22 protein-coding genes are annotated in these 22,724 nt (G+C 62.7%); 8 read left to right on the forward strand and 14 right to left on the reverse strand.

Going from position 1 to position 22,724, the window contains the following annotated elements:
• Nucleotides 1–17: 17 nt before the first annotated feature.
• From AB8A23_RS21880 to AB8A23_RS21905, 6 genes are all read right to left on the reverse strand, one after another.
• Nucleotides 18–464 carry a hypothetical protein gene (locus AB8A23_RS21880; RefSeq protein ID WP_439058235.1) on the reverse strand — a complete coding sequence of 149 codons (447 nt, stop codon included), beginning with the start codon at nucleotides 462–464 and terminating at the stop codon, nucleotides 18–20.
• Nucleotides 465–560: 96 nt separating this feature from the next.
• Nucleotides 561–788 carry a hypothetical protein gene (locus AB8A23_RS21885; RefSeq protein WP_439058234.1) on the reverse strand — a complete coding sequence of 76 codons (228 nt, stop codon included), beginning with the start codon at nucleotides 786–788 and terminating at the stop codon, nucleotides 561–563.
• Between the two features lie 203 nt (nucleotides 789–991).
• Nucleotides 992–1,168: a hypothetical protein gene (locus AB8A23_RS21890; RefSeq protein WP_439058233.1), complete on the reverse strand. Its 177-nt coding sequence runs from the start codon at nucleotides 1,166–1,168 to the stop codon at nucleotides 992–994.
• A 184-nt stretch (nucleotides 1,169–1,352) separates the two neighbouring features.
• Complete coding sequence (locus AB8A23_RS21895) at nucleotides 1,353–2,567, reverse strand: ABC transporter substrate-binding protein (protein WP_068730842.1); 1,215 nt, start codon at nucleotides 2,565–2,567, stop codon at nucleotides 1,353–1,355.
• A gap of 67 nt (nucleotides 2,568–2,634) precedes the next feature.
• Nucleotides 2,635–2,958, reverse strand: coding sequence for a 2Fe-2S iron-sulfur cluster-binding protein (locus AB8A23_RS21900; protein WP_231080802.1), 324 nt, complete (start codon nucleotides 2,956–2,958; stop codon nucleotides 2,635–2,637).
• Between the two features lie 7 nt (nucleotides 2,959–2,965).
• Complete coding sequence (locus AB8A23_RS21905; protein WP_439060480.1) at nucleotides 2,966–4,114, reverse strand: cytochrome P450; 1,149 nt, start codon at nucleotides 4,112–4,114, stop codon at nucleotides 2,966–2,968.
• 233 nt (nucleotides 4,115–4,347) lie between these two features.
• Here AB8A23_RS21905 and AB8A23_RS21910 point away from each other — a divergent pair, with 233 nt between their 5' ends.
• On the forward strand, nucleotides 4,348–4,896 hold the full coding sequence (locus AB8A23_RS21910; protein WP_439058232.1) for a MarR family winged helix-turn-helix transcriptional regulator: 549 nt from the start codon (nucleotides 4,348–4,350) through the stop codon (nucleotides 4,894–4,896).
• A gap of 244 nt (nucleotides 4,897–5,140) precedes the next feature.
• Nucleotides 5,141–5,767: an HAD-IA family hydrolase gene (locus AB8A23_RS21915; RefSeq protein WP_439058231.1), complete on the forward strand. Its 627-nt coding sequence runs from the start codon at nucleotides 5,141–5,143 to the stop codon at nucleotides 5,765–5,767.
• On the opposite strand, the gene AB8A23_RS21920 is transcribed toward AB8A23_RS21915, so the two are convergent.
• From AB8A23_RS21920 to AB8A23_RS21930, 3 genes are all read right to left on the reverse strand, one after another.
• Nucleotides 5,764–6,489: a CbtA family protein gene (locus tag AB8A23_RS21920; RefSeq protein WP_089264529.1), complete on the reverse strand. Its 726-nt coding sequence runs from the start codon at nucleotides 6,487–6,489 to the stop codon at nucleotides 5,764–5,766. The two genes, AB8A23_RS21915 and AB8A23_RS21920, sit on opposite strands and share 4 nt — an antisense overlap.
• Before the next feature lie 3 nt (nucleotides 6,490–6,492).
• Complete coding sequence (locus AB8A23_RS21925; protein WP_089264725.1) at nucleotides 6,493–6,675, reverse strand: CbtB domain-containing protein; 183 nt, start codon at nucleotides 6,673–6,675, stop codon at nucleotides 6,493–6,495.
• A 63-nt stretch (nucleotides 6,676–6,738) separates the two neighbouring features.
• Nucleotides 6,739–7,023, reverse strand: coding sequence for a hypothetical protein (locus AB8A23_RS21930; RefSeq protein ID WP_439058230.1), 285 nt, complete (start codon nucleotides 7,021–7,023; stop codon nucleotides 6,739–6,741).
• A gap of 108 nt (nucleotides 7,024–7,131) precedes the next feature.
• On the opposite strand from AB8A23_RS21930, the gene AB8A23_RS21935 reads away from it, so the two are divergent.
• From AB8A23_RS21935 to lexA, 4 genes are all read left to right on the forward strand, one after another.
• The gene (locus tag AB8A23_RS21935; protein ID WP_439058229.1) at nucleotides 7,132–8,340 is read left to right on the forward strand and encodes a molybdopterin molybdotransferase MoeA; all 1,209 of its coding nucleotides are present in this window, start codon (nucleotides 7,132–7,134) and stop codon (nucleotides 8,338–8,340) included.
• A 158-nt stretch (nucleotides 8,341–8,498) separates the two neighbouring features.
• A complete protein-coding gene (locus tag AB8A23_RS21940; protein WP_439058228.1) occupies nucleotides 8,499–10,856 on the forward strand; it encodes an Orn/Lys/Arg decarboxylase N-terminal domain-containing protein in 2,358 nt (785 codons plus the stop codon).
• A gap of 21 nt (nucleotides 10,857–10,877) precedes the next feature.
• Complete coding sequence (locus tag AB8A23_RS21945) at nucleotides 10,878–11,447, forward strand: GNAT family N-acetyltransferase (protein WP_283805451.1); 570 nt, start codon at nucleotides 10,878–10,880, stop codon at nucleotides 11,445–11,447.
• A 300-nt stretch (nucleotides 11,448–11,747) separates the two neighbouring features.
• On the forward strand, nucleotides 11,748–12,470 hold the full coding sequence (gene lexA, locus AB8A23_RS21950; RefSeq protein WP_068730850.1) for a transcriptional repressor LexA: 723 nt from the start codon (nucleotides 11,748–11,750) through the stop codon (nucleotides 12,468–12,470).
• 18 nt (nucleotides 12,471–12,488) lie between these two features.
• Here the strand turns inward: lexA and AB8A23_RS21955 are convergent, their stop codons facing one another.
• Nucleotides 12,489–14,771, reverse strand: a complete 2,283-nt coding sequence (locus AB8A23_RS21955) for a ComEC/Rec2 family competence protein (protein WP_439058227.1) — start codon at nucleotides 14,769–14,771, stop codon at nucleotides 12,489–12,491.
• Nucleotides 14,772–14,873: 102 nt separating this feature from the next.
• Nucleotides 14,874–16,544 (reverse strand): glutamine--tRNA ligase/YqeY domain fusion protein, encoded by a 1,671-nt coding sequence (locus AB8A23_RS21960; RefSeq protein ID WP_439058226.1) that lies wholly within the window; start codon nucleotides 16,542–16,544, stop codon nucleotides 14,874–14,876.
• 199 nt (nucleotides 16,545–16,743) lie between these two features.
• On the opposite strand from AB8A23_RS21960, the gene gltX reads away from it, so the two are divergent.
• Nucleotides 16,744–18,168 (forward strand): glutamate--tRNA ligase, encoded by a 1,425-nt coding sequence (gene gltX, locus AB8A23_RS21965; RefSeq protein WP_439058225.1) that lies wholly within the window; start codon nucleotides 16,744–16,746, stop codon nucleotides 18,166–18,168.
• Between the two features lie 154 nt (nucleotides 18,169–18,322).
• Nucleotides 18,323–19,627, forward strand: a complete 1,305-nt coding sequence (gene gltA / locus AB8A23_RS21970; RefSeq protein ID WP_089264726.1) for a citrate synthase — start codon at nucleotides 18,323–18,325, stop codon at nucleotides 19,625–19,627.
• 90 nt (nucleotides 19,628–19,717) lie between these two features.
• Here gltA and lpxB read toward each other — a convergent pair whose 3' ends face one another.
• Genes lpxB through lpxA form a run of 3 tightly spaced genes read right to left on the reverse strand, consistent with a single transcriptional unit; the run spans nucleotide 19,718 to nucleotide 22,577 of the window.
• Nucleotides 19,718–20,872, reverse strand: a complete 1,155-nt coding sequence (lpxB, locus tag AB8A23_RS21975; RefSeq protein WP_439058224.1) for a lipid-A-disaccharide synthase — start codon at nucleotides 20,870–20,872, stop codon at nucleotides 19,718–19,720.
• Nucleotides 20,869–21,750: an LpxI family protein gene (locus AB8A23_RS21980; RefSeq protein ID WP_439058223.1), complete on the reverse strand. Its 882-nt coding sequence runs from the start codon at nucleotides 21,748–21,750 to the stop codon at nucleotides 20,869–20,871. Before AB8A23_RS21980 ends, lpxB begins: the two co-directional genes overlap by 4 nt.
• Nucleotides 21,751–21,773: 23 nt before the next feature.
• Nucleotides 21,774–22,577, reverse strand: a complete 804-nt coding sequence (gene lpxA, locus AB8A23_RS21985) for an acyl-ACP--UDP-N-acetylglucosamine O-acyltransferase (protein ID WP_439058222.1) — start codon at nucleotides 22,575–22,577, stop codon at nucleotides 21,774–21,776.
• Between the last annotated feature and the right edge of the window lie 147 nt (nucleotides 22,578–22,724).

Raw genomic sequence — 22,724 nt, forward strand, 5'->3', positions numbered from 1 at the left:
TCCGCGGTCGCCCGGCGTCAGCCGCAGACATACACGCGCCGCCATCGCCAACCGTGATAAGTCCGCACCCGTATAACGTCATAGCAGTTGTCGTAATACGGATAGCCCGCATAGGCGTAGGACGAACCGAATCCGATCACAAACGGGGCGAAATTCCGGAAGTGACGATTATGGTGGCCGAAGTGATGGAAGCCTCGATTGGACATTCCGGCGAAGCGTGCTCCACCGGGCATGGCGGCGAAACGAGTTGCACCGAACCCGCCGCCGCGCAGGCCGCCCATGGCCATACCGCCGCCGCGGAAGCCACCTCCGTGGAAGCCACCTCCGTGAAAACCGCCACCACCGTGGAAACCACCCCCGTGCCCGCCACCGCCGCCGCCGCCGCGCGCGGAAGCATCTATCGGCACGGACGTCATGCCGATGGCCGCAATTGTGGCAAGTCCGATCAACATTTTCCTGAGCATGGCACACTCCTGTCGCAGGTGTGGGCCCCCATCCTCAGAACACCGGTTGCCGCAAATAATTCCCGATGATCGCCAGCGACATCGAACAAGTGGCCGTCACTTGATCATCGGACAACCGCCCTCGGCCAACGACCGCAATGCTGCGACAGCACGCTTCGACGAAATCGCGAACTGTTCGAGATCGCGCAGGCGCTCATTGAGCTGCTGTCGCCGCACAACCATCTTTGCGGCCAGCACAACGCGCAATTTCTCATGAAGGTCCCAGAGCGCGTCATCACTGCGAAATCGCGATCCTGCGCCGTCATCGATCTTGTTTACGAACAATAACCGGGACCGCGCGCGACATGGGGGGTGTTTGGCGGCGGTCCCGGGCCAGATCAAGCGACCAACCGGACGGATGAGACATCCGGGCTGGTGCTCGTGGCGGGATCAGCACTACCAAGCAGGACGAGGCCAAGTGTGAATGCGCACTACTTAGTTACGCGCGCGCGTTGTAAGTTTTGCGGTAACCTGAATAGGGGCGGATTTCAGCGATCGCTGTCATCACGGTGCTCGCGCAGGAGCTGCTGCCGGCTGCGCTGCGGCTTCATCTCACTGACGATCCACGGCCCGATCTGCGCATCGAGATGACGCTCATATCGTTTGACCAGCAACCACGCAGCAGGCGGCAGCAGCAAGGCCATCAATCCAACCATAATCGACATTCCAAATCCTTTAAATCAAAGGGTTTCGATGTCACTAGGTACGTGGAATAGCCTTTTAGGTTTGAAATAGCCCGCATGTATTTTCTGCGGAGCAGCAAGTTACCTACCGATCCGCCAATTCCCGCAACTGGCCCCACATCGATACCGGGAACGACTGATGTTGCCGGTATCGATGCGCGACAGGCTACTTGATCATCGGACAACCACCCTCGGCCATCGGCCGGAACGCCTTTTCGGCAGGGATGGTCGAGAGCAGCTTGTAATAGTCATACGGCCCCTTCGACTCTGCCGGCTTCTTGATCTCGAACAGATAGATCGGGTGAATGACACGGCCATCGGCGCGGATTGTGACCTCACCGAACAGCTTGTCCTTGCCCTTGAAGGTCTTCATCTGCGGTACGACGACACTGGCATCGTCGCTGCCCTTGGCGGCCACGGCATTGAGATAGGCCAGCGTGGAGGCATAGACACCCGCCTGATTGGCGCTCGGCATCTTGCCGTTCATGCCCGGCCGCGCCGCAAAGCGTTTGCCAAAGGCGCGGGTGTCGTCATCCATGTCCCAGTAGAAGGATTCCGTCAGCAACAGGCCCTGCGCGGTCTTCAGGCCCATGCCGTGAACGTCATTGATGAAGATCAGGAACGCGACCAGCTTCTGCGGGCCGTCCTGCATGCCGAACTCGCCGGCCTGCTTCACCGCATTGATGGCATCCGCGCCGGCATTAGCCAGGCCGATCACCTTGGCCTTGGAGCTCTGCGCCTGCAGCAATAGCGAGGCGAAATCGGAGGTGCCGAGCGGGTGCTTCGATGACCCCAGCACCTTGCCGCCGTTCTTCGTGATGTAATTGGTGGCTTCGGCCTCGATGCCCTGCCCCAGCGCGTAATTCACCGTGAGAAAGTACCAGTCGTCACCGCCCCGCTGCATCATCGCCGCTGCGGTGGTGTTGCCGGTGGCCCATGCGTCATTGACCCACTGGATGGTGTTCGGCGAACAGTCCTTGCCGGTCAGGTCCGAGGTCGCTGTCGACGAGGCCAGGAACGTCATCTTGGTGTTGCGGGCGATATTGTTGATGGCGAGACCCACCGATGAATTCGGCACGTCGACGATGGCATCGACCTTTTCGACATCGAGCCATTTGCGCGCGATGGCGGAGCCGACATCCGCCTTGTTCTGATGGTCGGCATAGACGATCTCGACCTTGATATTCTTGCCGCCGCCGTTGAAATCCTCGGCCGCCATCCGCGCGGCTTCCACCGAGCCCATGCCGTTGGTGTCCTGGAACACGCCGGAAATATCGTTGAGCACGCCGACCCGCACCACATCGTCGGACACCTGCGCCTGGACTGCCGTCGCCATCACGCAGGATGCCGCAGCAGCCAAAACTGTTTTCAAGCCCTTCATTGTCGTCTCTCCCCTCTACCTTGATTGCGCGGGTCCGGACGTTGCCGGTCGCGGTCTTTCTTGCGAACTACACCTGTCGCTCCGGCAGCCGGAGCACGAGGCCATCGAGTGCCTCGGTGATCTTGATCTGGCACGACAGGCGGCTGTTCGGCAGCCGCTCACTGGCGACGCCTTCCAGCAACTCATCCTCGTCGGCACCGACTGCGCCAACTTTGCCTAGCCAGTTGTCGTCGACATAGACGTGGCAGGTGGCGCAGACCGCGCCGCCGCCGCATTCGCCCGTAATGCCGTCGATGCCATGCAGCAGCGCCGTATACATGGCGCTATCGCCATCATTGGCGCGGACTGTCTCGGCACGGGTGTCGTGATGAATGAACGTAATGCTCGGCATAGGATCCTCAGGCAGGCGTGAAGGTAACCGGCAGGCTCTCCAGCCCGCGCAGCGTGTTGTTGTAGCGGCGCTTGACCTCGCCGGTGATCTCGATCGATGCGACCTTGCGCGCCAATGCGGACAGCATCACCTCACCCTCCAGACGTGCCACGAGCTGGCCGACGCACATATGGATGCCGGAGCCGAATCCGACATGGCCGGACGTCTTGCGGGCGATGTCGTAGCGTTCGGGATCGGCCCAGCGGCGCGGATCGCGGTTGGCGGCGGCCAGGAACATCAGCACCTTCTCGCCCTCACCGACATGGCAACCGCTGATCTCGACGTCGCGCGTCGTGGTGCGGAAGAAGGTCTGCACCGGGCTTTCGTAACGCACGGCCTCCTCGAAAGCATTGCGCGCCAGCGACAGGTCGCTGCGCAGCCGCGCGAATTCTTGCGGGTAGCGCGCCAGGCAATAAACGGCAGCGCCGATACCGTTCACCGTCGTGTCCAGCCCTGCCGACAGCAATGAGCGCACCAGCAGCGGCGCCTCGTCGGCGGTGATGTCGCCGGTGTCGACCCGCGCATGGATGCAGGCGCCGAAACCGCCGGGCGCGAGATTGTCGCGCTGGCATTGCGCGGCGACATAGGCCTGATGCGGCGCCGAGCGTTCGATGGCGTCCTGGCGCAGCTGGTTCGGCGGGCCGAAGGCGTTGAAGACAAGACCGGCATAAGGCAGCAGGTTTTCGCGGCCCTCCTTCTGCAGTCCCATCGCATCGGGGAACACCGAGAGTGGATAGGCTTCGGCAAGATCCGCGACCGCGTCGAAACTGCGCCGCTCCAGCAGTTCGTCGACCTTGGCATCGGCCGCCGCAGCGAAGCCGTCACGCAGCTGCTTCATCACCGCGGGCGACAGGACCTTGTTGAGTACCGCGCGCGTGCGCGTATGCGCCGGCGGGTCGGCTTCGAGGATGAGGCTCTGCGGGCGCCACGGCTTCTCCCTGGCGAAGTCGCTGAGGCCCACGCCGCGGCTCGAGCAGAACGTCGTGGGATCGTTCAGGACTGCATGAACTTCGGCATAGCGCGCGACCGCGTAGACGTTCCATTTGTCGAGATACACCACGGGCCCGGCTTCACGCAGCACCTCGTGGGTGGGGTGAGGATCGGCGAAGAAGTCCATGGCGAAGGGATCGACGTCGAGGTGGACGACGGGCTGAGACGATGCGTCGTTCGGCAAGGCTCCGCCAAAGGACAGCACCGGCGGGGTGTGGGGCGATGCCGTCGTGACCGTGGCAACCATGTGAATCTCCCATATTTTCTTGTTGGCAATTGCGGCTGCGTGTCTCTATTCCTCAGGACCACGTGATCTCGCCGATTTCGACGACGTCATGCTGGCAGGCAGGATCGTGGTGCATGAGCAAGAATGGATCGGGAAAAACGGTTCGAAAGCCCGCCAAGGCGAAAGCGACAAAGGTCAATGTCAGGACTGTTGCCGCGAGAGCGCCCGCGTCCAAAGGCGGGCAGTTGCTCGATCTTGAGCGCTATGTGCCGGCCTTCATCACCTTCATTGCGAACAAGCTCTCGCGCAACGCGACCGCGCTCTATCAGAAGCGCTTTGGCGTGAATGTCACCGAGTGGCGCATCATGTCGCTGCTGGCGATCGAGCCCGGCATTCCCGCCTCGCGCATCTGCCACGTCATCGGCTTCGACAAGGGACCGGTCAGCCGCACGCTTGCCATGCTGGAAGAACGCGGCCTGGTCGCCATCAATGCCGACCCGGACGACGCACGCACCCATTCGATTACGCTGACCACGAAGGGTCGCACGACCCATGACGCCGTTATCGTGACCGCGCTGGAACGCGAGCGAAAGCTGCTGTCCTGTCTGGATGAATGCGAACGCGAGGTACTGATCGACTTGCTGCGACGCATTCACGGCAATCTCGGCGCGGTAACCGGCTAGGCCACCACGCGTTACTCGCGCGTCATCAATCGCTGTCCCGCACAAGCGGTCCACCATCGTTTCTCTCCCTGCGGGGCGCGGCAGTTGACTGCTCTATGTAGCGCCCTCTTTGGAAAGGCTCTCACGAATTAGTTGCCTAGGCAACAGAAATATCGGGACGGTTTGTCACGCGGAGGCAAGGATTTTCTGCCACCATCCGCTAACCTGCGCCGCACATGTTCAATCGTTGAGCCAAAAGATACAGATGACGATGTCGCTTACGCCAAATTCCGCAGACGCCCTGCTATTTGATCTCGGCCGCGTCGTGCTGGATATCGATTTCACGCGCGTGCTGAAGGTCTGGTCGGACTACGCGCAGTGTACACCGGACGACATCGTGAGCCGGTTTGCGCGCGGCGACGTCTATATGCGACACGAGCGCGGCGAGATTTCCGACGACGCATTCTTTGCGCATCTGCACGACACGCTCGGTATCGATCTGACGCCGGCACAATTTCTCGAAGGCTGGAATGCGATCTTCGTCGGGGAGATGCCGGGCATCGCCGAACTCCTCGCGCATGCCGCGAAGCGCTGGCCGCTTTACGCATTCTCAAACACCAATGTCGCGCATGTCACGCATTTCTCGGAACACCATGCCGATCTGCTCAGTCACTTCGACACGGTGTTTCTGTCGTCCTCGATCGGGCTTCGCAAGCCCGATGCAAAATCCTATGAGCACGTCATCGCGGAAATCGGCATCCCCGCCGACCGCATCGTGTTCTTCGACGATCTTGCCGACAATATCGAGGCCGCTCGCGCTTGCGGATTGCAGGCCGTCCACGTCACCTCGCCGACTTCCGTCGCCGAGGCGCTCAAGGCACTCGGGCTTTAGGTCCGCGAGATGCGCTGGAAGGCGATGCTGGTGAGGACGCCGAGCAGTGCCCAGAACAGCAGGCTGGTCAGGACCGCCGCAACGACGAAACTGTGCGACAGCGCTTCGGGGACATCCGTATGACCAGCGGGCGCCTGTGGAGCGCCGATCAGATGCGGCAGGATGATCAGGCCGAGGCCTAAAATGGCAGCCCATGACGCCTTGCGGAAGACCAGCAGGCCGAGCCCCGCCGCGGTGGCGCAGGCGGTGCCGATCCACCAGGTCTGGCGCAGTGTGAGGTCGGCGACAGGCATTCCAGGCAGCTCCGGCGGCAGGCCGAGGCCGGGCGCCGCCGTGAAGACGACGAAACCGCCGAGACCCCAGAACAGCCCTTCCCGCCAGCTCACGGCCCGGCCACGCAGCGCGAAGATGCCGGCCAGTAGCAACGCGAAGCCGATGGCCGTCAGGATATTGGCGCCGGTGGTGAAGGCATTGCGTTGCAAGCCCTCGGTGGGCTCCCATTCGGCCTCATGGCTATGGGCGGCGGCGCCATGGTCGTGCGTATGGGCGGGCTGCGCGGCAGCCGTCGGCGCAACAGCAGCCGGAGCTTCCGCCTTGCGCTCATAAACTTCGCTTTTCTGGATCAGGGGAATGGTCCCGACCATCTGGGCGCCGGTGATGGCAGCGCCAGTGATCACGCCAGCCAGCGCTGCCGAGAAAACGATCGACCTGAAGACGGACATGTCTCAGTGGCAGGGGAATGCGTTGGCGTGACGCGTGTCGTGGGCCGCATTATGGACCGCGCTGATATGCGAGAAACCGACCACCCCGACGATAAACAGACCGAGCGCCATGGCCAGAACGGCCTGCACGACGACATTAACGTCAGTGGTGACGGCGGAGATCTGGGCGGTCTGGGTCTGTTGCATCGGAATCCTCGCGAAATAGAGGGCCAATTTAGCCGAGTTGCTCCGGCGGCGCGACCGTTAATTTTACATCGCGCGGGCGAGATCGCGGCTGGTCAGATGAAAGTTCGCATCTGCCGCTACCGACGCACGCACGAGCTTGGCGCTAGCCGCCGCCTGGAACACCGCTCTGTGGTCTTGAAAATAGGCCGCGCAGTCCTCCGGCGACGGGTAGCGCCGGAGCAGCGTCCGGAACGCATGACGGTGCACCATGCATAGCCCGCGATGGCCGGACGGCCGGAACGCCAGCGCATCGACATCTGCCCGCCAGACAGGCGCTTCATCGGCGGTTGCGGCGTGGTTGTCGGTCATGATCGCCGATGTCTACCGTGTTTCCCTGCCCTGCCAAAGCGCCGGTGGTTTTGCGTCCGCTCCCGCTCTCCGCTATGACGGGCGCCCACACTGCCGGAGATCCCCGCGATGGCCCTGATGCCGGTTACCGATGCCATGGCCGCGATTCTCGCGGGCGCCGATGCGCTGCCTGAGGAGATGGTGCCGCTGGAAGACGCGTTCCACCGCGTGCTCGCCCGCGACATCGCTTCGCTGCGCACGCAGCCACCGGAGCCCATGTCGGCCATGGACGGCTATGCGGTGCGCGCCGCCGATGCGACATTGGGCGCCAAGCTCCGCGTGATCGGCGAGATCGCCGCAGGCAAGCCGTTCGACCGCCCGCTGCAGACCGGCGAAGCCCTGCGAATCTTCACCGGCGGCGTGCTGCCCGCTGGCGCCGACGCCGTCGTAATCCAGGAAGATACCACGCGCGATAGCGATATGGTCGGGATCAACGAGGCCGCGATTTCCGGCAAGCATATCCGCCCGGCTGGCGTCGATTTCAACGAAGGCGATGTGCTGTTGCGCGCCGGCACCCGCCTTACCGATCGCGACCTGGCGCTTGCTGCCGGGATGAACCATCCGTCACTGCCCGTGCGGCGACGGCCGGTCGTTGCCGTGCTCGCCACCGGCGACGAACTGGTCATGCCCGGCGCGGTCCCTGGCCCCGGCCAGATCGTGCTCTCCAATGGTTTCGCGCTGCGTGCGTTGGCCCGCGCTGAAGGCGCCGAGGTGATCGATCTCGGCATCGCCGTCGACACGTTGGAGGCGACCACATCGGCCATTCAGTGCGCGATCGATCTGAAGGCGGACGTGCTGATCACCACCGGCGGCGCGTCGGTCGGCGACCACGACCTCGTGCAGCAATCCCTGATCAATGCCGGCGTCGAGATGGCGTTCTGGCGCATCGCCATGCGGCCCGGCAAGCCGATGATGCACGGACGCCGCCAGGGCATGCGCGTGATCGGCCTGCCCGGCAATCCCGTCTCGTCCTATGTCTGCGGCTTCCTGTTCATGGTGCCGCTGCTGCGCGCGCTATCCGGCCGAAACGAGGTCGCTCACGCGCTCGAACCCGCGGTGCTCGGCCGCGACCTCGCCGCCAACGACCAGCGCGAGGACTATCTGCGCACGCGTCTGGAAACCCGCGCCGACGGCACCGTGGTGGCGACGCCGGTGATGAAACAGGACTCGTCGCTGCTGGGAAATCTGGCTGTCGCCGAAGGACTTCTGATCCGCAAGCCATTCGCTCCCGCCGCCGCCGCTGGTGATTCCTGCGCGATCATGCGACTGCCTGTCTAAAGGCCGAGATGCGCGATGGGATGCCGGGCCACCGGAACTTCCGCCGCGCGGCATGTTCTCTGAGCTTTTTTCTGACTGAGATACCTTAACGCGGCTTCAGTCACTGAATTGTCACGTAACGCAGCGAGACATCGCTGCGAAACAAGATCGGTGCACAAATGGACTATTTCAAACGCTTCAATTTCCTGTTTGCGATGCCAACATTCGACGCCGACGATCTCGAGGGCATTCGCCTCAATCAGATCGTCGATGAGATCGAGCGTTCCGGCTTCGAGGTCGTCAAGGCGCGCAAGCTCGAAGACGCCACGATCGCGGTCCAGACCGACGCGGCGATCGGCTGCATGGTGGTCGACTGGGGCAAGAAGGGCCTCGAAGGCAAGACCGCGGCGCTGATCAACCTGATGCGCAAACGGGGCCTCGATTTCCCCATCATCCTGCTGATCCGTCGCAAGCGGTTTGAAGACGTCCCGGTCGAGGTGCTCGATTTCATCGACGGCTATGTCTTCCTGTCGGAGGAAACACCGCCGTTCATCGCCAAGAATCTGATCAGCCGGTTGAAGCAATATGCCGAGACGCTGAAGACGCCGTTCTTCGGCGCGCTGGTCGACTATGCCGAGGAAGGCAACCAGCTCTGGACCTGCCCCGGGCACAATGGCGGCGTGTTCTACAGCCGCAGCCCGATCGGGCGGGTGTTCATGGAACATCTCGGCGAAGCCGTGTTTCGCGACGACCTCGACAATTCGGTGCTCGATCTCGGCGATCTGCTGACTCACGAGGGCCCTGCTTTGCAGGCGCAGAAGGAAGCCGCGCAGATCTTCGGGGCGGAGAAAACCTATTTCGTGCTCAACGGCACCTCGACCTCCAACAAGGTCGCGCTATCGGCTCTGGTCACCGATGGCGATCTGGTGCTGTTCGATCGCAACAACCACAAGGCGGCCCTGCACGGCGCATTGATGATTTCAGGCGGTGTGCCGATCTATGTGCCGACGACGCGCAATCCCTGGGGCCTGATCGGCCCGATGAACTGGGATGCGCTCGACGAGGACGCGCTGCGCGAGCGCATCCGTATCAATCCGCTGGTCACGGATCCCGAGGCCTGGAAGCGTCCACGCCCGTTCCGCGTCGCCGTGGTCGAACAGTGCACCTATGACGGCACCATCTACAGCGCCGAGATGATCATCGCGCGCATCGGCCATCTCTGCGATTACATCCTGTTCGACGAAGCATGGGCGGGTTTCATGAAATTCCACCCGCTCTATGCCGGCCGCTTCGCCATGGGGCTCAAGGAGCTCGGCCCGGATTCGCCGGGCATCATCGCGACGCAGTCGACCCACAAGCAGCTCGCGAGCTTCTCGCAGGCGTCGCAGATCCACATGAAGGATCGTCATATCCGCGGGCAGAAGCGCCGCGTCGAGCATCGGCGCTTCAACGAAAGCTTCATGCAGCACGCCTCGACCTCGCCATTCTATCCACTGTTCGCATCATTGGATGTCGGCGCGCAGATGATGAAGGGCCGCTCTGGCGAAGTGTTGTGGGACGACACGATCCGGCTGGGCATCGAACTGCGCAAGAAGATGCGCGCCGTCCGCCGCGAATTCGAGGAGAAGGAAACCCGCGCCGAGCGTCGCTGGTTCTTCGAACCCTTCGTGCCCGAGCGCGTCGCAATTCCCGACGCAGCCAGCGAAGGCGCTGTTCACAATGTGCCGTGGGAAAGCATCGGCACTGACCAGCTCGCCACCAATCCGTCCTATTGGCAGCTCGCCCCTGAGGCTGCCTGGCACGGCTTTCCCGGAATGGTCGCCGGCTTCGCCATGACCGATCCCAACAAGCTGACGGTACTGACACCCGGCTTCGACCGCACCACCGGCGGCTATGCGGAACACGGCATCCCCGCGCCCGTGGTCGCGCAGTTCCTGCGCGAAAATCGCATCGTGCCGGAGAAGAACGACCTTAACTCGCTGCTCTTCCTGCTGACGCCCGGCGTGGAGGCCAGCAAGGCCGGCACGCTGATATCGGGCCTTGTCGCCTTCAAGAAGTTTCATGACGACAACGCGTTGCTGGAAGACGTCATCCCGGAATTCGCACGGCGCAGGCCCGCGCGTTACGCGGGCATACGCCTGCGGGATCTATGCGGCGACATGCACCGGTTCTTCCGCGAGGCCAATGTGAGCGAACTTCAGACCAGGCAATTCTCCGCTGACCATCTGCCGGAGATTGCCATGTCACCCCATGATGCCGCGCGCTGTCTGGTGCGCAACGACGTCGATTACCTCCCGATCGATGAGATCTTCGGGCGCGTCGCGACGACGCCGTTCGTGGTCTACCCGCCCGGCATCGCCACGATCGTCCCCGGAGAACGGCTCACCGAACGGTCAAAGCCGATGATCGATTATCTCAGGATGTTCGAGACCTGCTTCAACACATTCCCGGGCTTCGACGTCGAGATCCAAGGCATCTACCGCAAGGTCGACGCCAATGGCCGGATCCGACTTTACACTTACGTGGTCTCCGAATAGGGAGCACGTAAGGAGCCTGATTTGCCAACGGAACTCGAACAGCCGGTCGTCATCCGACCATCACGCGACACCGACGTCGATGCCATGCTGGCGATCTATCGCCGGCACATCCGGCAAGGCGTCGAGGAAGGCGTCAGCGACGCCGACACGCCGCAGCCCGACGATCTCAGAGACCGGCGCAAGAACCTGCGCAGCAAACGGTTCCCGCACCTCGTCGCCACGCAAGGCGGCGAGGTCGTCGGCTATGCCTATGTGGTGCTGTTCCGCAAGCGACCGGCCTATCGCTACACGGTCAAGCATTCGATCTATATCCACCACGGTCATGTCGGCCGGGGCATCGGCCGCCTGTTGATGCGCGAACTCATCGACGTCTGCGCGGCGGCCGGCTTCCGGCAGATCATCGGCTATATCGATGCCGACAACACGGCCTCGCTCGGCTTGCATGAGAGCTTCGGCTTTGCCCGCGTCGGCTTGCTGCCCGGCGTCGCCTATCGCTCCGGCCGCTGGGCCGACACGATCATGGTTCAGCGCTCGCTGGCCACCGGCTCCACGACCCCGCCGCCGCCCGTTGGGCGCATGACGTCTGCGTAGACCAAGCGACCGGGAAGCATTTTCCATGTCCGTCGAGGGTCGACGACTGGTGAGGAACAGCCTCCTCAAACCTCCCTCAACGCGCATTCTGTTGACGGCAAATTAAGCATTGCAGAACACATATGGAACATATAGTGTTCGTTCATGATTTGTTTCGAGATTCTGTGGCTTTGAGTAGTTTGAGAGTGCCCGAACTCGCGCAACCGATCTTCGAACGATCGTCTCTGGATTGAGGCTCACGTTCGAAGGCCCTTTGAAACGCACGCGGCGGCCGACACCGTCAACTGAGGATGGCTTCAGATGCTCACGCGCAAACAATACGAACTCCTGCGATTCATCGATCAACGGTTGAAGGAAGCCGGCGTCCCGCCCTCCTTCGACGAGATGAAGGATGCGCTCGACCTGCGCTCGAAGTCCGGCATCCATCGTCTGATCACGGCGCTGGAAGAACGCGGCTTCATACGCCGTCTGCCCAACCGCGCCCGTGCCATCGAAGTCATCAAGCTGCCAGAGCTCGGCGCGCCGGTCACCGGCGGCACCGGGCGCCGCGGCTTCACGCCCAGCGTCATCGAAGGCACGCTTGGCAAGGTGCGTTCGGCCGCCAGCATCGCCAGCAACAGCGGCGATGATGACAATGGCCGCACGGTTGCTATCCCGGTCATGGGCCGGATCGCGGCAGGTACGCCGATCGAGGCGCTGCAGACCCGCAGCCACACCATCAGCATGCCCGCGGACATGCTCGGCTCCGGCGAACATTACGCGCTCGAAGTGCGCGGCGATTCCATGCAGGACGCCGGCATTCTCGACGGCGACACCGTGCTGATCCAGCGCAACGAGAGCGCCGACACCGGCGACATCGTGGTGGCCCTGATCGACGACGAGGAAGCCACGCTGAAGCGCTTCCGCCGCCGCGGCGCGTCGATCGCGCTGGAGCCAGCGAACGACGCCTACGAGGTCCGCATCCTGCCGCCTAACCGGGTGCGCATTCAGGGCAAGCTGATTGGCCTGTATCGTCGCTACTGAGGCTGTGGCCTCGGCGGATTACTGATCTTCGGGTTGAAGATCGGTTTCCGCCGGCGTCGCATCCACCGGCCGATTTTGCGGCGTGCGACTGTCCTGGATCAGATCGTGCTGGGGCTCATCGGGGATAGCGCGCGACCACGGGCGGTCCAGGCCAGGCGGGCGCACGGCATCGATGGTAAAGCCGTTGGCAGTTCGCTGCAGGCTCACCGCGCCATTTCGTTGCAAGCGATCCTGATCGATCACCAGCGCCTTGCAATCCCTCGGCGATTGTCTCGTCGTGACGATCAGCGCCGCTTTCTCGCAATCATCTGTGAAAGCATCCGGCTGTAGAACCAGCGCCACCAAAGCGCCATCGGCCAGCGCCGTGATGCACCCGTCGCGGTCGCAGGACACGCCGTGGCCGACTGAGGCATCGGTCGGCAGGCGTGCATCGGCATCGCCGGCAAGCCACTCTTTCAGCAAAAATGTATCCTTGGCGCTGCGCATCACGTGGAGATGCCCGTCCCTGCCCCGTACCGCGACGCTGCGACCATCACCCGAGATCAGCACATCCGGCTGCTTCACCAGCAATGCCCATACAATCGAGAGCACCAGCACGCCAGCCCCCGCGAAGCGCAACGGCGTGCGCAGCAATCCGAGCACGATGATGCCGATACTGGCTGATATCAGCGGTCCGGTGCCGAAGGCCGGCATCCGGCCGATGGCGCCGGGCAAGGCTGCGACCCATTGCGTGACCACGATCATCCACTGGATGCCGACATCCATCAGCCGCCAGAACACACCGTCAAAGCCGAACGGCATGGCCACCAAACCGAGAATGCCGGCCGGCATCACCAACGCCGAGACCACCGGCATCGCCAAAAGATTGGCGAGAACGCCATAGGGCGTGACGCGATGAAAGTGAAAGGCAGCATAGGGCGTGGTGGCAAGGCCCGCGACCAGCGAGGCCAGCACGAGCATCGCGATCTCACGTCCGCCCCATAGCGCCACGCGCGCCGTCGCGGAATGATCGGACGACGCAAACAGCGCGGGCATGCCGATCTGCACCAATGCGACGAGCCCCAGCGTCGCCGCGAACGACATCTGGAAACTCGGATGCACCAGTGCCTCCGGCGCGACGATCAGCACGACCATTGCCGCCACCGCCAGCGTGCGGAACGTCACCGCCCGGCGATCGACCATGACTGCAATCAGCACGACGGCCGTCATGAAAAACGATCTCTGCGTCGCGACTTCAGCACCTGACAACAGCAGATAGAACAGTGCTGCGAATAACGCAGCAGCCGCTGCGACTTTCTTGATCGGGAACGTCACCGTCAGCACGGGGATCAGTGCCAGCAGCGCGCGGATCGCAAAGAACACCACGCCGGCGACAACGGCCATGTGATAGCCAGAAATCGACAATACATGACCGAGGCCGGAGATGAACATCGCATCATTGACGTCAGCCGAAATCGCATCGCGGCGGCCCGTGAGCAGCGCCGTGGCAATGGCGCGGCTATCGCCCGAGAGCACTGTGCGGATCCGCGCGTCGATGGCGTCGCGTAGCCCCTGCATGGTCGCCGAATAGCGTAGCGCCACACTCGGCTGTATCGGCGGATCGACTGCCTTGATGCCGCCCATCACAAAACCGGACGCGCCGATCCCTTGAAAATACAGATCCCGTCCGAAGTCGTAGCTCCCCGGCCGGAGCGGCGGCAGCGGCGGCTGCAGCCTTGCCTTCAATTCGACGAAGCTGCCGATGGCAGGCGCCATGCCCTTCTTCACCGACAGCCGCACACGGGTGAGCTTCGGCGCGGCGCGCGGGCTGTCCATCGTGGCAACGCGCAGCACGAAGCGATCCGTGCGCTCCCGTTCCTCGTGAGTTTCAACGAAGCCGGTCAGCGCGACGGAATAGAGCGGCTTCGCCAGAACCTCATGAGCCACGCGCGCGGTTTTCATTGCAGCCATCGCAAAGCCGGCCGCGGTTGCCGCAATGAGCAAGATCAAGGGAAACCATCGCTGCCGCCGCAGCAAAAACGCAGCCACGCAAAGAAGGCCTGCCGTCGCAGCGGCAACCCAGGCCACCGGCTCATGCTCAGCGGCAAAATACAGCGCGATGCCGGTCCCGAAAGCGATCGGCACCCAAGGCAGCAAGCGACCGGGACCAGCTTCGGCCCACACCCACGTCCAGAGCGTCTCGAAGCCCGACGTTGATGACGTCGGTGACGGGAGAGCGACGCCTGCCGTGGCCGGCGGCGGCCATGTGGTCGCCGTGCCGGATCGGCCCCGCCGCTGTTGCTGATCCCCGCCCCGCGCCATCGAACGCCCGCACGCCAAGCTTGTCCTTCCGAATGCTATCGGAAGGGCAAGCGGCGGCTAGCGGAACGGATGCAGAATACGAAAACTAATCCCTGGGGTTGCTCAAGCGAGCTTGGCGTAGCTGTCGCGCAGACCGACGGTACGGTTGAAGACCAGCTTGCCCGGCGCTGAATCCTTGTCGCGACAGAAATAACCCTGGCGCTCGAACTGCACGACATCGCTTGTGTTGTCGCTCGCCAGCGCCGGCTCCAGCATGGCGCCGGTCAGCGTCTCCAGCGAGTCCGGATTGAGCTGCGATGCGAACTCGGTCGCATTGGGCTGCGGATCGGCGAACAGCTGATTGTAGACGCGCACTTCCGCCTGCACGGCATCTGCAGCGCTCACCCAATGGATCGTCGCCTTGACCTTACGGCCGTCTGGCGCATTGCCGCCCCGGGTTTCCGGATCATAGGTGCAGCGCAGTTCGACCACCTCGCCGGCAGCGTTCTTGATCACGTCCTTGCAGGTGATGAAATAGCCGTAACGCAAGCGGACCTCGCGGCCCGGCGCCATGCGGAAGAACTTCTTCGGCGGCTCTTCCATGAAGTCGTCATGCTCGATGTAGAGCTCGCGGCCGAATGAAATCTGCCGGTTGCCGAGCGACGCATCATCGGGATGGTTGATGGCTTCGAGCTGCTCGGTCTGTCCTTCCGGGTAGTTCTCGATCACCACCTTCAGCGGCTTCAGCACCGCCATGCGGCGCTGCGCCGTGCGATTCAGTGTCTCGCGCACGGCGAAGTCGAACATCGAGATATCGACGGTCGAGTTGGCCTTGGCGACGCCGATGCGCTTGACGAACTCGCGCAGCGCTTCAGCGGGAATGCCGCGGCGCTGTAGGCCGGCGAGCGTCGGCATCCGTGGATCGTCCCAGCCGGTGACATGGCCGCCGCGGACAAGTTCGGTCAGCACGCGCTTCGACAGCAGCGTGTAGGTCATGTTGAGGCGCGCGAATTCATACTGATGCGGCCGCGACGGCACCGGCAGGTTTTCCAGGCACCAGTCATAGAGCGGCCGGTGATCCTCGAATTCGAGCGTGCAGATCGAATGCGTCACGTGTTCGATGGCATCCGACTGACCGTGCGCGAAGTCGTAGCTCGGATAGATGCTCCAGGCGGTGCCCGTGCGCGGATGATGCGCATGCAGGATGCGATAGATCACGGGATCGCGCAGGTTGATGTTGCCCGACGACATGTCGATCTTGGCGCGCAGCACGCGGGCGCCGTTCGGGAATTCGCCGGCGCGCATCCGCGCGAACAGATCCAGGTTCTCATCAACCGAACGGTCGCGGAACGGGCTGTTCTGGCCGGGCTCCGTCAGGGTGCCACGCTTAAAGCGGATCTCTTCCTGCGACTGGTCATCGACATAGGCCTTGCCGGCGCGGATCAGGTGCACCGCCCAGTCATAGAGCTGCTCGAAATAGTCCGAGGCGTAGTGCAGGTTGCCCTCGCCCCAGTCGAAGCCGAGCCAGCGGACGTCGCGCTGGATGGCGTCGATATATTCCTGCTCTTCCTTGGTCGGATTGGTGTCGTCGAAACGCAGGTTGCAGTGGCCGCCGAACTCCTCGGCAACGCCGAAATTCAGGCAGATCGACTTGGCATGGCCGAGATGCAGGTAGCCGTTGGGCTCCGGCGGAAAGCGCGTCACCACGCTCTTGTGCTTACCGGATTGCAGGTCCGCCGCAACGATGTCGCGGATGAAGTCACGGCCTGCGTCGGATACCGATTCGTCTGTCATTTTCTGCCTTTCAAGCTGCGCCCTATGTGCCAAATCCGGAAGGCCGCGCCAAGGCCGGATCAGGGGCCGGGTCCCGCGAAAGGGCCTTTTCCGATGCGGTTCCGACCCCAAATCCGCGTTTATTCGCCGTGAGACAGCGCCCTGTCGTTGTGATAAACGCCCGCCAACACTCACACCGAACTCGATCGAACCCGCTGATATGACCGCTCCCGTCGTTACCCGTTTCGCCCCCTCGCCGACCGGCTTCCTCCATATCGGCGGTGGACGCACCGCGCTGTTTAACTGGCTCTATGCCAAGAAGACCGGCGGCAAGATGCTGCTGCGGATCGAGGATACCGACCGCGAACGCTCAACGGACGCCGCGATCGACGCCATTATCGACGGGTTGAAGTGGCTGGGCATCGAGTGGGACGGCGACACCGTCTTCCAGTTTGCCCGTGCCGGCCGGCACCGCGAAGTCGCCGAACAGCTGCTGGCCGAGGGCAGGGCGTATTACTGCTATGCCAGCGCCGAGGAACTGCAACAGATGCGCGAGACCGCCCGCGCCGAGGGCAAGTCCAAGCTCTATAACGGGCTGTGGCGCGACCGTGATCCGTCGGATCCGCGCCCCGACGTCAAACCGACGATCCGCCTGAAGGCGCCGCTCACCGGCGAGACCGTGATCGAGGATCAGGTACAGGGCCGCGTGGTCTGGCAGAACGAGAATCTCGACGACCTCGTGCTGCTGCGTGGCGACGGCAATCCGACCTACATGCTCGCCGTGGTGGTCGATGACCATGACATGGGCGTGACCCATGTCATCCGCGGTGACGATCATCTGATCAACGCCGCCCGCCAGAAGCAGATCTACGACGCGCTCGGCTGGACCGTGCCCAGCATGTCGCATATTCCGCTGATCCACGGACCCGATGGTTCGAAACTCTCGAAGCGCCACGGTGCGCTCGGCGTCGAGGCCTATCGCGCGCTGGGTTATGTGCCGGCCGCCCTGCGGAATTACCTGGTGCGGCTCGGCTGGAGCCATGGCGATCAGGAAATCTTCTCGACCCAGGAGATGATCGACGCCTTCGACCTGTCGGGGATCGGCCGTTCCGCCGCGCGCTTCGATTTCGCCAAGCTCGAAAATCTCAACGGTCACTACATCCGTCACACCGACGATCAATCCCTCGTGACCATGTTCGAGGACGTGCTGAATTACGTGCCCGGCGGCGCCGAACTGAAGGCGAAGCTCAACGACACTACGCGCGCTCAGCTGTTGCGCGCCATGCCCGGCCTGAAGGAACGCGCCAAGACGCTGATCGAACTGATCGACGGCGCCAATTTCATCTTTGCCGATCGCCCACTGGCGATGGAGCCGAAGGCGCAGGCCGCGCTGACGCCGGAAACCCGTGTGCTGATCGGCAAGTTGCGCACGGCACTGGAAGCCGTCACCGACTGGACCGCAGCAAATGCCGAAGCTGCTACCCGCGCCTTTGCCGAGGAAGCTGGCATCAAGCTTGGCGGAGTCGCGCAACCGCTTCGCGTGGCGCTGACCGGCAAGACCACATCGCCCGGCATTTTCGATGTTCTGGCGGTATTGGGACGGCAGGAATGCCTGGACCGGCTCGCCGATCAGGCATCTATTTAGCATAGCTGTAGGCTGCTTTTGCCCGCCTTGCAGCGCACACAGCAATACGCTACGCATTCTGGCGAATGCTCTGGAATTCCCGGCTAGCCTCCCCATTTCTCCTGAAATGTCGGTGGCTTGCCGGCCCCTCAACGATCTCATCGGGGACCACGCGATGGACGCAAAAACCAATACCAAATCCGCAACGCTGACAGTCGACGGCAAGAGCTTCGAACTGCCGATCCACAGCGGGACCGTCGGCCCTGATGTCATCGACATCGGCAAGCTCTACGCCCAGTCCGGGATGTTCACCTACGATCCCGGCTTCACCTCGACGGGCAGCTGCCAGTCCAAGATCACCTATATCGATGGCGATGCCGGTATCCTCGAATACCGCGGCTACCCCATCGAGCAGCTCGCCGAGAAGGGGGACTTCCTCGAGACCTGCTATCTGCTGCTGTACGGGGAACTCCCGACCAAGGCGCAGAAGGCAAAGTTCGACGCATTGGTCACGAACCACACCATGGTTCACGATCAGATGAGCCGCTTCTTCCAGGGATTCCGCCGCGACGCGCATCCGATGGCCGTGATGGTCGCGTCGGTTGGCGCCCTCGCCGCGTTCTACCACGACTCAACTGATATCAACGATCCGAAGCAGCGCGACATCGCGTCGATCCGCATGATCGCCAAGATCCCGACGCTCGCGGCGATGGCTTACAAGTACACGATCGGTCAGCCCTTCGTGTATCCGACCAACTCGCTCGATTTCGCGGCGAACTTCATGAAGATGTGCTTCGCCGTGCCGTGCGAGGAGTACAAGGTCAATCCGGTGCTCGCCAAGGCGCTGGACAAGATCTTCACGCTGCACGCCGACCACGAGCAGAACGCATCGACCTCGACGGTCCGCATCGCCGGTTCGTCGGGCGCCAATCCGTTCGCCTGCATCGCCGCCGGCATCGCCTGCCTGTGGGGACCGGCGCATGGTGGTGCCAACGAAGCCGCGCTGCAGATGCTCGCCGAAATCGGCACTGTCGACAAGATTCCGGAATTCATCGCCAAGGTGAAGGACAAGAATTCCAGCGTCCGCCTGATGGGCTTCGGTCATCGCGTCTACAAGAACTACGATCCGCGTGCCAAGCTGATGCAGCAGGCCTGCCACGAAGTTCTCAAGGAAACCGGTCACGGTGGCGACGAGATGCTCGCCGTTGCCATGGAGCTCGAGAAGATCGCGCTGTCGGACCAGTACTTCATCGACCGCAAGCTGTATCCGAATGTCGATTTCTATTCGGGCATCACGCTGAAGGCGATGGGCTTCCCGACCTCGATGTTCACTGTGCTGTTCGCGGTCGCCCGCACCGTTGGCTGGATCAGCCAGTGGAGCGAGATGATCGGCGATCCGCAGCAGAAGATCGGCCGTCCGCGGCAGCTCTATACGGGTGCTGCCCGCCGCGACTACGTGGATATCGCCAAGCGCGCCTAAGACCTCGTTTCGCAGAGTGCGAAAATCAAAACGGCGGATCGCAAGATCCGCCGTTTTTTTGTTACGCTGCAATCTCTTGAATGAAGGCCTTCAACTCTTCCGCATCGTGGCCAGCACGACATTGGCCGCACCGACGCTCGGCGACGCTTCGCCGGTCGCCATGATCCCGTCGAGCCGCGCCAGGGCTTCAATCTGACGGCGCCGCATCGGTGTGTCTGCCATCACCTCTTGCAACGACGCCGCGAGCTTCTCCGGCGTGCAGTCTTCCTGGATGAACTCCGGAATGACGTTCTCGCCGATCACCAGATTGGCGAGGATCACCGACGATGATGTGATGCGGCGGCGGATGATCCAGGCCTCGACACTGCCGGCCTTGTAGGCTGTGACCATCGGCACGCCTGACAATGCAAGCTCCAGCGTCACCGTCCCCGATTTGGCAAAGGCCGCATGCGCGATGCGGAACGCGGCGCGCTTCTCGGTTTCGCCCACAACGATCCGTGGCTGCACCGGCCACGCCTTGAGCGCTTCGGCGATAACCTCGACGAGATGTGGCATAGTTGGCAGGATCAGTTCGAATTGCGTGCCCTGCTTTTGCAGCAGATCGAGCGTCGCGCCGAACGTTGCCATGTGATGACGGATCTCGCTGCGACGGCTACCCGGCAGCACCAGCAATACCGGCGGCTTCGTTTCGCGACGCGCCTGCTCGTCCGCATTGGGACGCAGCGCATCGATCTGCTCGATCAGGGGATGACCGACATAGGTACATGGCGGTCCGCCGAGCCGCCGATGCGCCTCCGGCTCGAACGGCAGCAGCGCCAGCACATGGTCGACATAAGCGCGCATCGCCTTCGCGCGCCCCGGTCTCCACGCCCACACCGTTGGCGACACATAGTTGACGACGGGAATGGAGGGATCGCACTGGCGCACACGCTTGGCGACGCGATGGGTGAAGTCCGGGCTATCGATGATCACCAGCACATCAGGCCTGGCGCGCAGGACGTCCTCGGTCGCGCGCGTGATAAGTCTCAGGATCGACGGCAGCTTCCGGACGACGGCAGCTAGGCCGATAATGGAAAGCTCCTCGATGGGAAACAGCGACTGCAGACCTTCGCGCGCCATCGACGAACCGCCGACGCCTTCGAAGCGTACATCATCGCCCAGTCGCTGGCGCAGCACCTTCATCAGCGCGGAGCCGAGACGGTCGCCGGATTCTTCGGTGGCGATGAGATAGATCGTCTTCGTCACGTAGGAAGTCCCGTCACGAAAAGACCTGCGGCATCGGCGGCGACAATCATCTGCTGCGGTTCGGCGACGATCGTATTGCCTGCGACGATGGCGATGCCGGCGAGCTTCGCAGCCGCAGCACGCTCGATGGTCCGCGGTCCCAATGTCGGCAGATCGAAACGCAGATCCTGACCGCTCTTCGGCGCCTTCACCAGTACACCCCGCCCTGCCTTGGCGCGAATACGTCCCTGCTCACGCAAGAGCGCCACGCGGGCCAGCAATCCATCGGTGCCTTCGATATCCTCGATCCCCACCACATGGCCGTCGATCACCACGGTCGCCTGGCCGATATCGAACGGGCTCAAGGCGCGCAAGACGTCGCGCCCACGTGCGATATCGGCTTCAGCATCTTGATCCGGTACGGCACGCGTCACGCTGCCTTCCGGCATCAGCACATCGGACGCGACGTCCTTGATCCCCAGCAGACGAAAACCTTCATGCTCGAACAGGCGGCTGATACTTGTCAGCAAATGATCGTCACCACCGCGAAACGCGCGAAACACTTTCGGCATCACGCGAAGCGTTGCCCAGTCCAGCCCGATCTCGGAGATTGCCGGCCGCACAAGCGTGCCGATGAACGTGAGATCCCGGCAATTTTCGCTGCGCATCAGCTTCAGCAAACGGCCGAACTGACCGATAGGAATCCAGTGGTGCTGAAATCGCGCCACCAGCGCCGGATCGCAGAACCCCTTCAGCGCGAACACGACAGGCTTGATGCCGCGCGCCTGCAGCGAGTCCGCGACGGCGAAGGGCAGCGAGCCGCCGCCGGCGATAATCCCGAACGGCGAGCCTATCGGAGGATATGCTTGCGGGTGCTGTATTTGAGCCTGGTCAGTCATGCTTCGCCCCGCGATACCCGAACTCAAGAGTTGTTCTTGCTATCCTCGGGCAGACACAGTGCGCGGTGCTTGGCGCCCGCGATGAAGGTCAGGATTTCTGCAATCGCCGGATCGTCATTTGCCAAAGGCTGCACGCGCTCAAGCCGCTCGGCAAAGACGCCGGGGCCATGGAACAGCTTTTGATAGAACGAGCGCACGGCGGCGACGCGCTCCTTGGTGAACTTGCGGCGCTTCATGCCGATGATGTTGAGGCCTTCCAGCGCCGCATACTGACCATTTACAAGCCCGAACGGGATGATGTCGCCGCGCACGCCGCAGATGCCGCCGACCATGACCTGGGAGCCAATGCGGGTGAACTGGTGCACGGCCGACAGCCCGCCCATGAAAACGAAATCGCCGATCTCGCAATGACCGCCAAGCGTCGCCGAGGTCGCGAAGATCACGTCGTTGCCGACGTGACAGTCATGGCCGACATGGGCGCAGTTCATGAAGTAGCCGCGATCGCCCACCGACGTAATGCCGCCACCGGCGACAGTGCCCGCATTCATGGTCACGGACTCGCGGATGGTACAGCCATTGCCGATGGTCAGCCTGGTCAGTTCTCCCTTGTAGCTGAGCGACTGCGGGGGCGTGCCTAATGACGCGAACGGATAGATTGTGCAGTTCTCGCCGATGCTCGTCTGCGCCGTCACGTTGACATGCGACAGCAGCTTTGTGCCTGCACCGATCGTGACATGCGGTCCGATAATGCAGAAGGGTCCGATTTCGGCGCCCTCGCCAATGACAGCACCATCCTCGATCCGCGCCGTCGGGTCGATCTTGCTCATCGAAACAGTCCAATCCCAGCCATCAAGTTGCCTACAAATATCTAGGTTTTTCCGTTGGTTAACGTGGGTTCCCGAGCCTGTCCAGTGACGTCTGATTGCGATCTGTTACGACACGTCTCATACCATGACTTACAAACGCATGATGCC

Origin of the sequence: Tardiphaga sp. 619_E2_N8_4 (assembly GCF_051810905.1) — a bacterium.
GTDB lineage: Bacteria > Pseudomonadota > Alphaproteobacteria > Rhizobiales > Xanthobacteraceae > Tardiphaga > Tardiphaga robiniae.

Coding starts and splice junctions, on each gene's coding strand:
- AB8A23_RS21880 (WP_439058235.1), bottom strand. CDS start 464: ATGCTCAGGAAAATGTTGATCGGACTTGCCACAATTGCGGCCATCGGC.
- AB8A23_RS21890 (WP_439058233.1), bottom strand. CDS start 1,168: ATGTCGATTATGGTTGGATTGATGGCCTTGCTGCTGCCGCCTGCTGCG.
- AB8A23_RS21895 (WP_068730842.1), bottom strand. CDS start 2,567: ATGAAGGGCTTGAAAACAGTTTTGGCTGCTGCGGCATCCTGCGTGATG.
- AB8A23_RS21900 (WP_231080802.1), bottom strand. CDS start 2,958: ATGCCGAGCATTACGTTCATTCATCACGACACCCGTGCCGAGACAGTC.
- AB8A23_RS21905 (WP_439060480.1), bottom strand. CDS start 4,114: ATGGACTTCTTCGCCGATCCTCACCCCACCCACGAGGTGCTGCGTGAA.
- AB8A23_RS21910 (WP_439058232.1), top strand. CDS start 4,348: ATGAGCAAGAATGGATCGGGAAAAACGGTTCGAAAGCCCGCCAAGGCG.
- AB8A23_RS21915 (WP_439058231.1), top strand. CDS start 5,141: ATGACGATGTCGCTTACGCCAAATTCCGCAGACGCCCTGCTATTTGAT.
- AB8A23_RS21920 (WP_089264529.1), bottom strand. CDS start 6,489: ATGTCCGTCTTCAGGTCGATCGTTTTCTCGGCAGCGCTGGCTGGCGTG.
- AB8A23_RS21925 (WP_089264725.1), bottom strand. CDS start 6,675: ATGCAACAGACCCAGACCGCCCAGATCTCCGCCGTCACCACTGACGTT.
- AB8A23_RS21930 (WP_439058230.1), bottom strand. CDS start 7,023: ATGACCGACAACCACGCCGCAACCGCCGATGAAGCGCCTGTCTGGCGG.
- AB8A23_RS21935 (WP_439058229.1), top strand. CDS start 7,132: ATGGCCCTGATGCCGGTTACCGATGCCATGGCCGCGATTCTCGCGGGC.
- AB8A23_RS21940 (WP_439058228.1), top strand. CDS start 8,499: ATGGACTATTTCAAACGCTTCAATTTCCTGTTTGCGATGCCAACATTC.
- lexA (WP_068730850.1), top strand. CDS start 11,748: ATGCTCACGCGCAAACAATACGAACTCCTGCGATTCATCGATCAACGG.
- AB8A23_RS21955 (WP_439058227.1), bottom strand. CDS start 14,771: ATGGCGCGGGGCGGGGATCAGCAACAGCGGCGGGGCCGATCCGGCACG.
- AB8A23_RS21960 (WP_439058226.1), bottom strand. CDS start 16,544: ATGACAGACGAATCGGTATCCGACGCAGGCCGTGACTTCATCCGCGAC.
- gltX (WP_439058225.1), top strand. CDS start 16,744: ATGACCGCTCCCGTCGTTACCCGTTTCGCCCCCTCGCCGACCGGCTTC.
- gltA (WP_089264726.1), top strand. CDS start 18,323: ATGGACGCAAAAACCAATACCAAATCCGCAACGCTGACAGTCGACGGC.
- AB8A23_RS21980 (WP_439058223.1), bottom strand. CDS start 21,750: ATGACTGACCAGGCTCAAATACAGCACCCGCAAGCATATCCTCCGATA.
- lpxA (WP_439058222.1), bottom strand. CDS start 22,577: ATGAGCAAGATCGACCCGACGGCGCGGATCGAGGATGGTGCTGTCATT.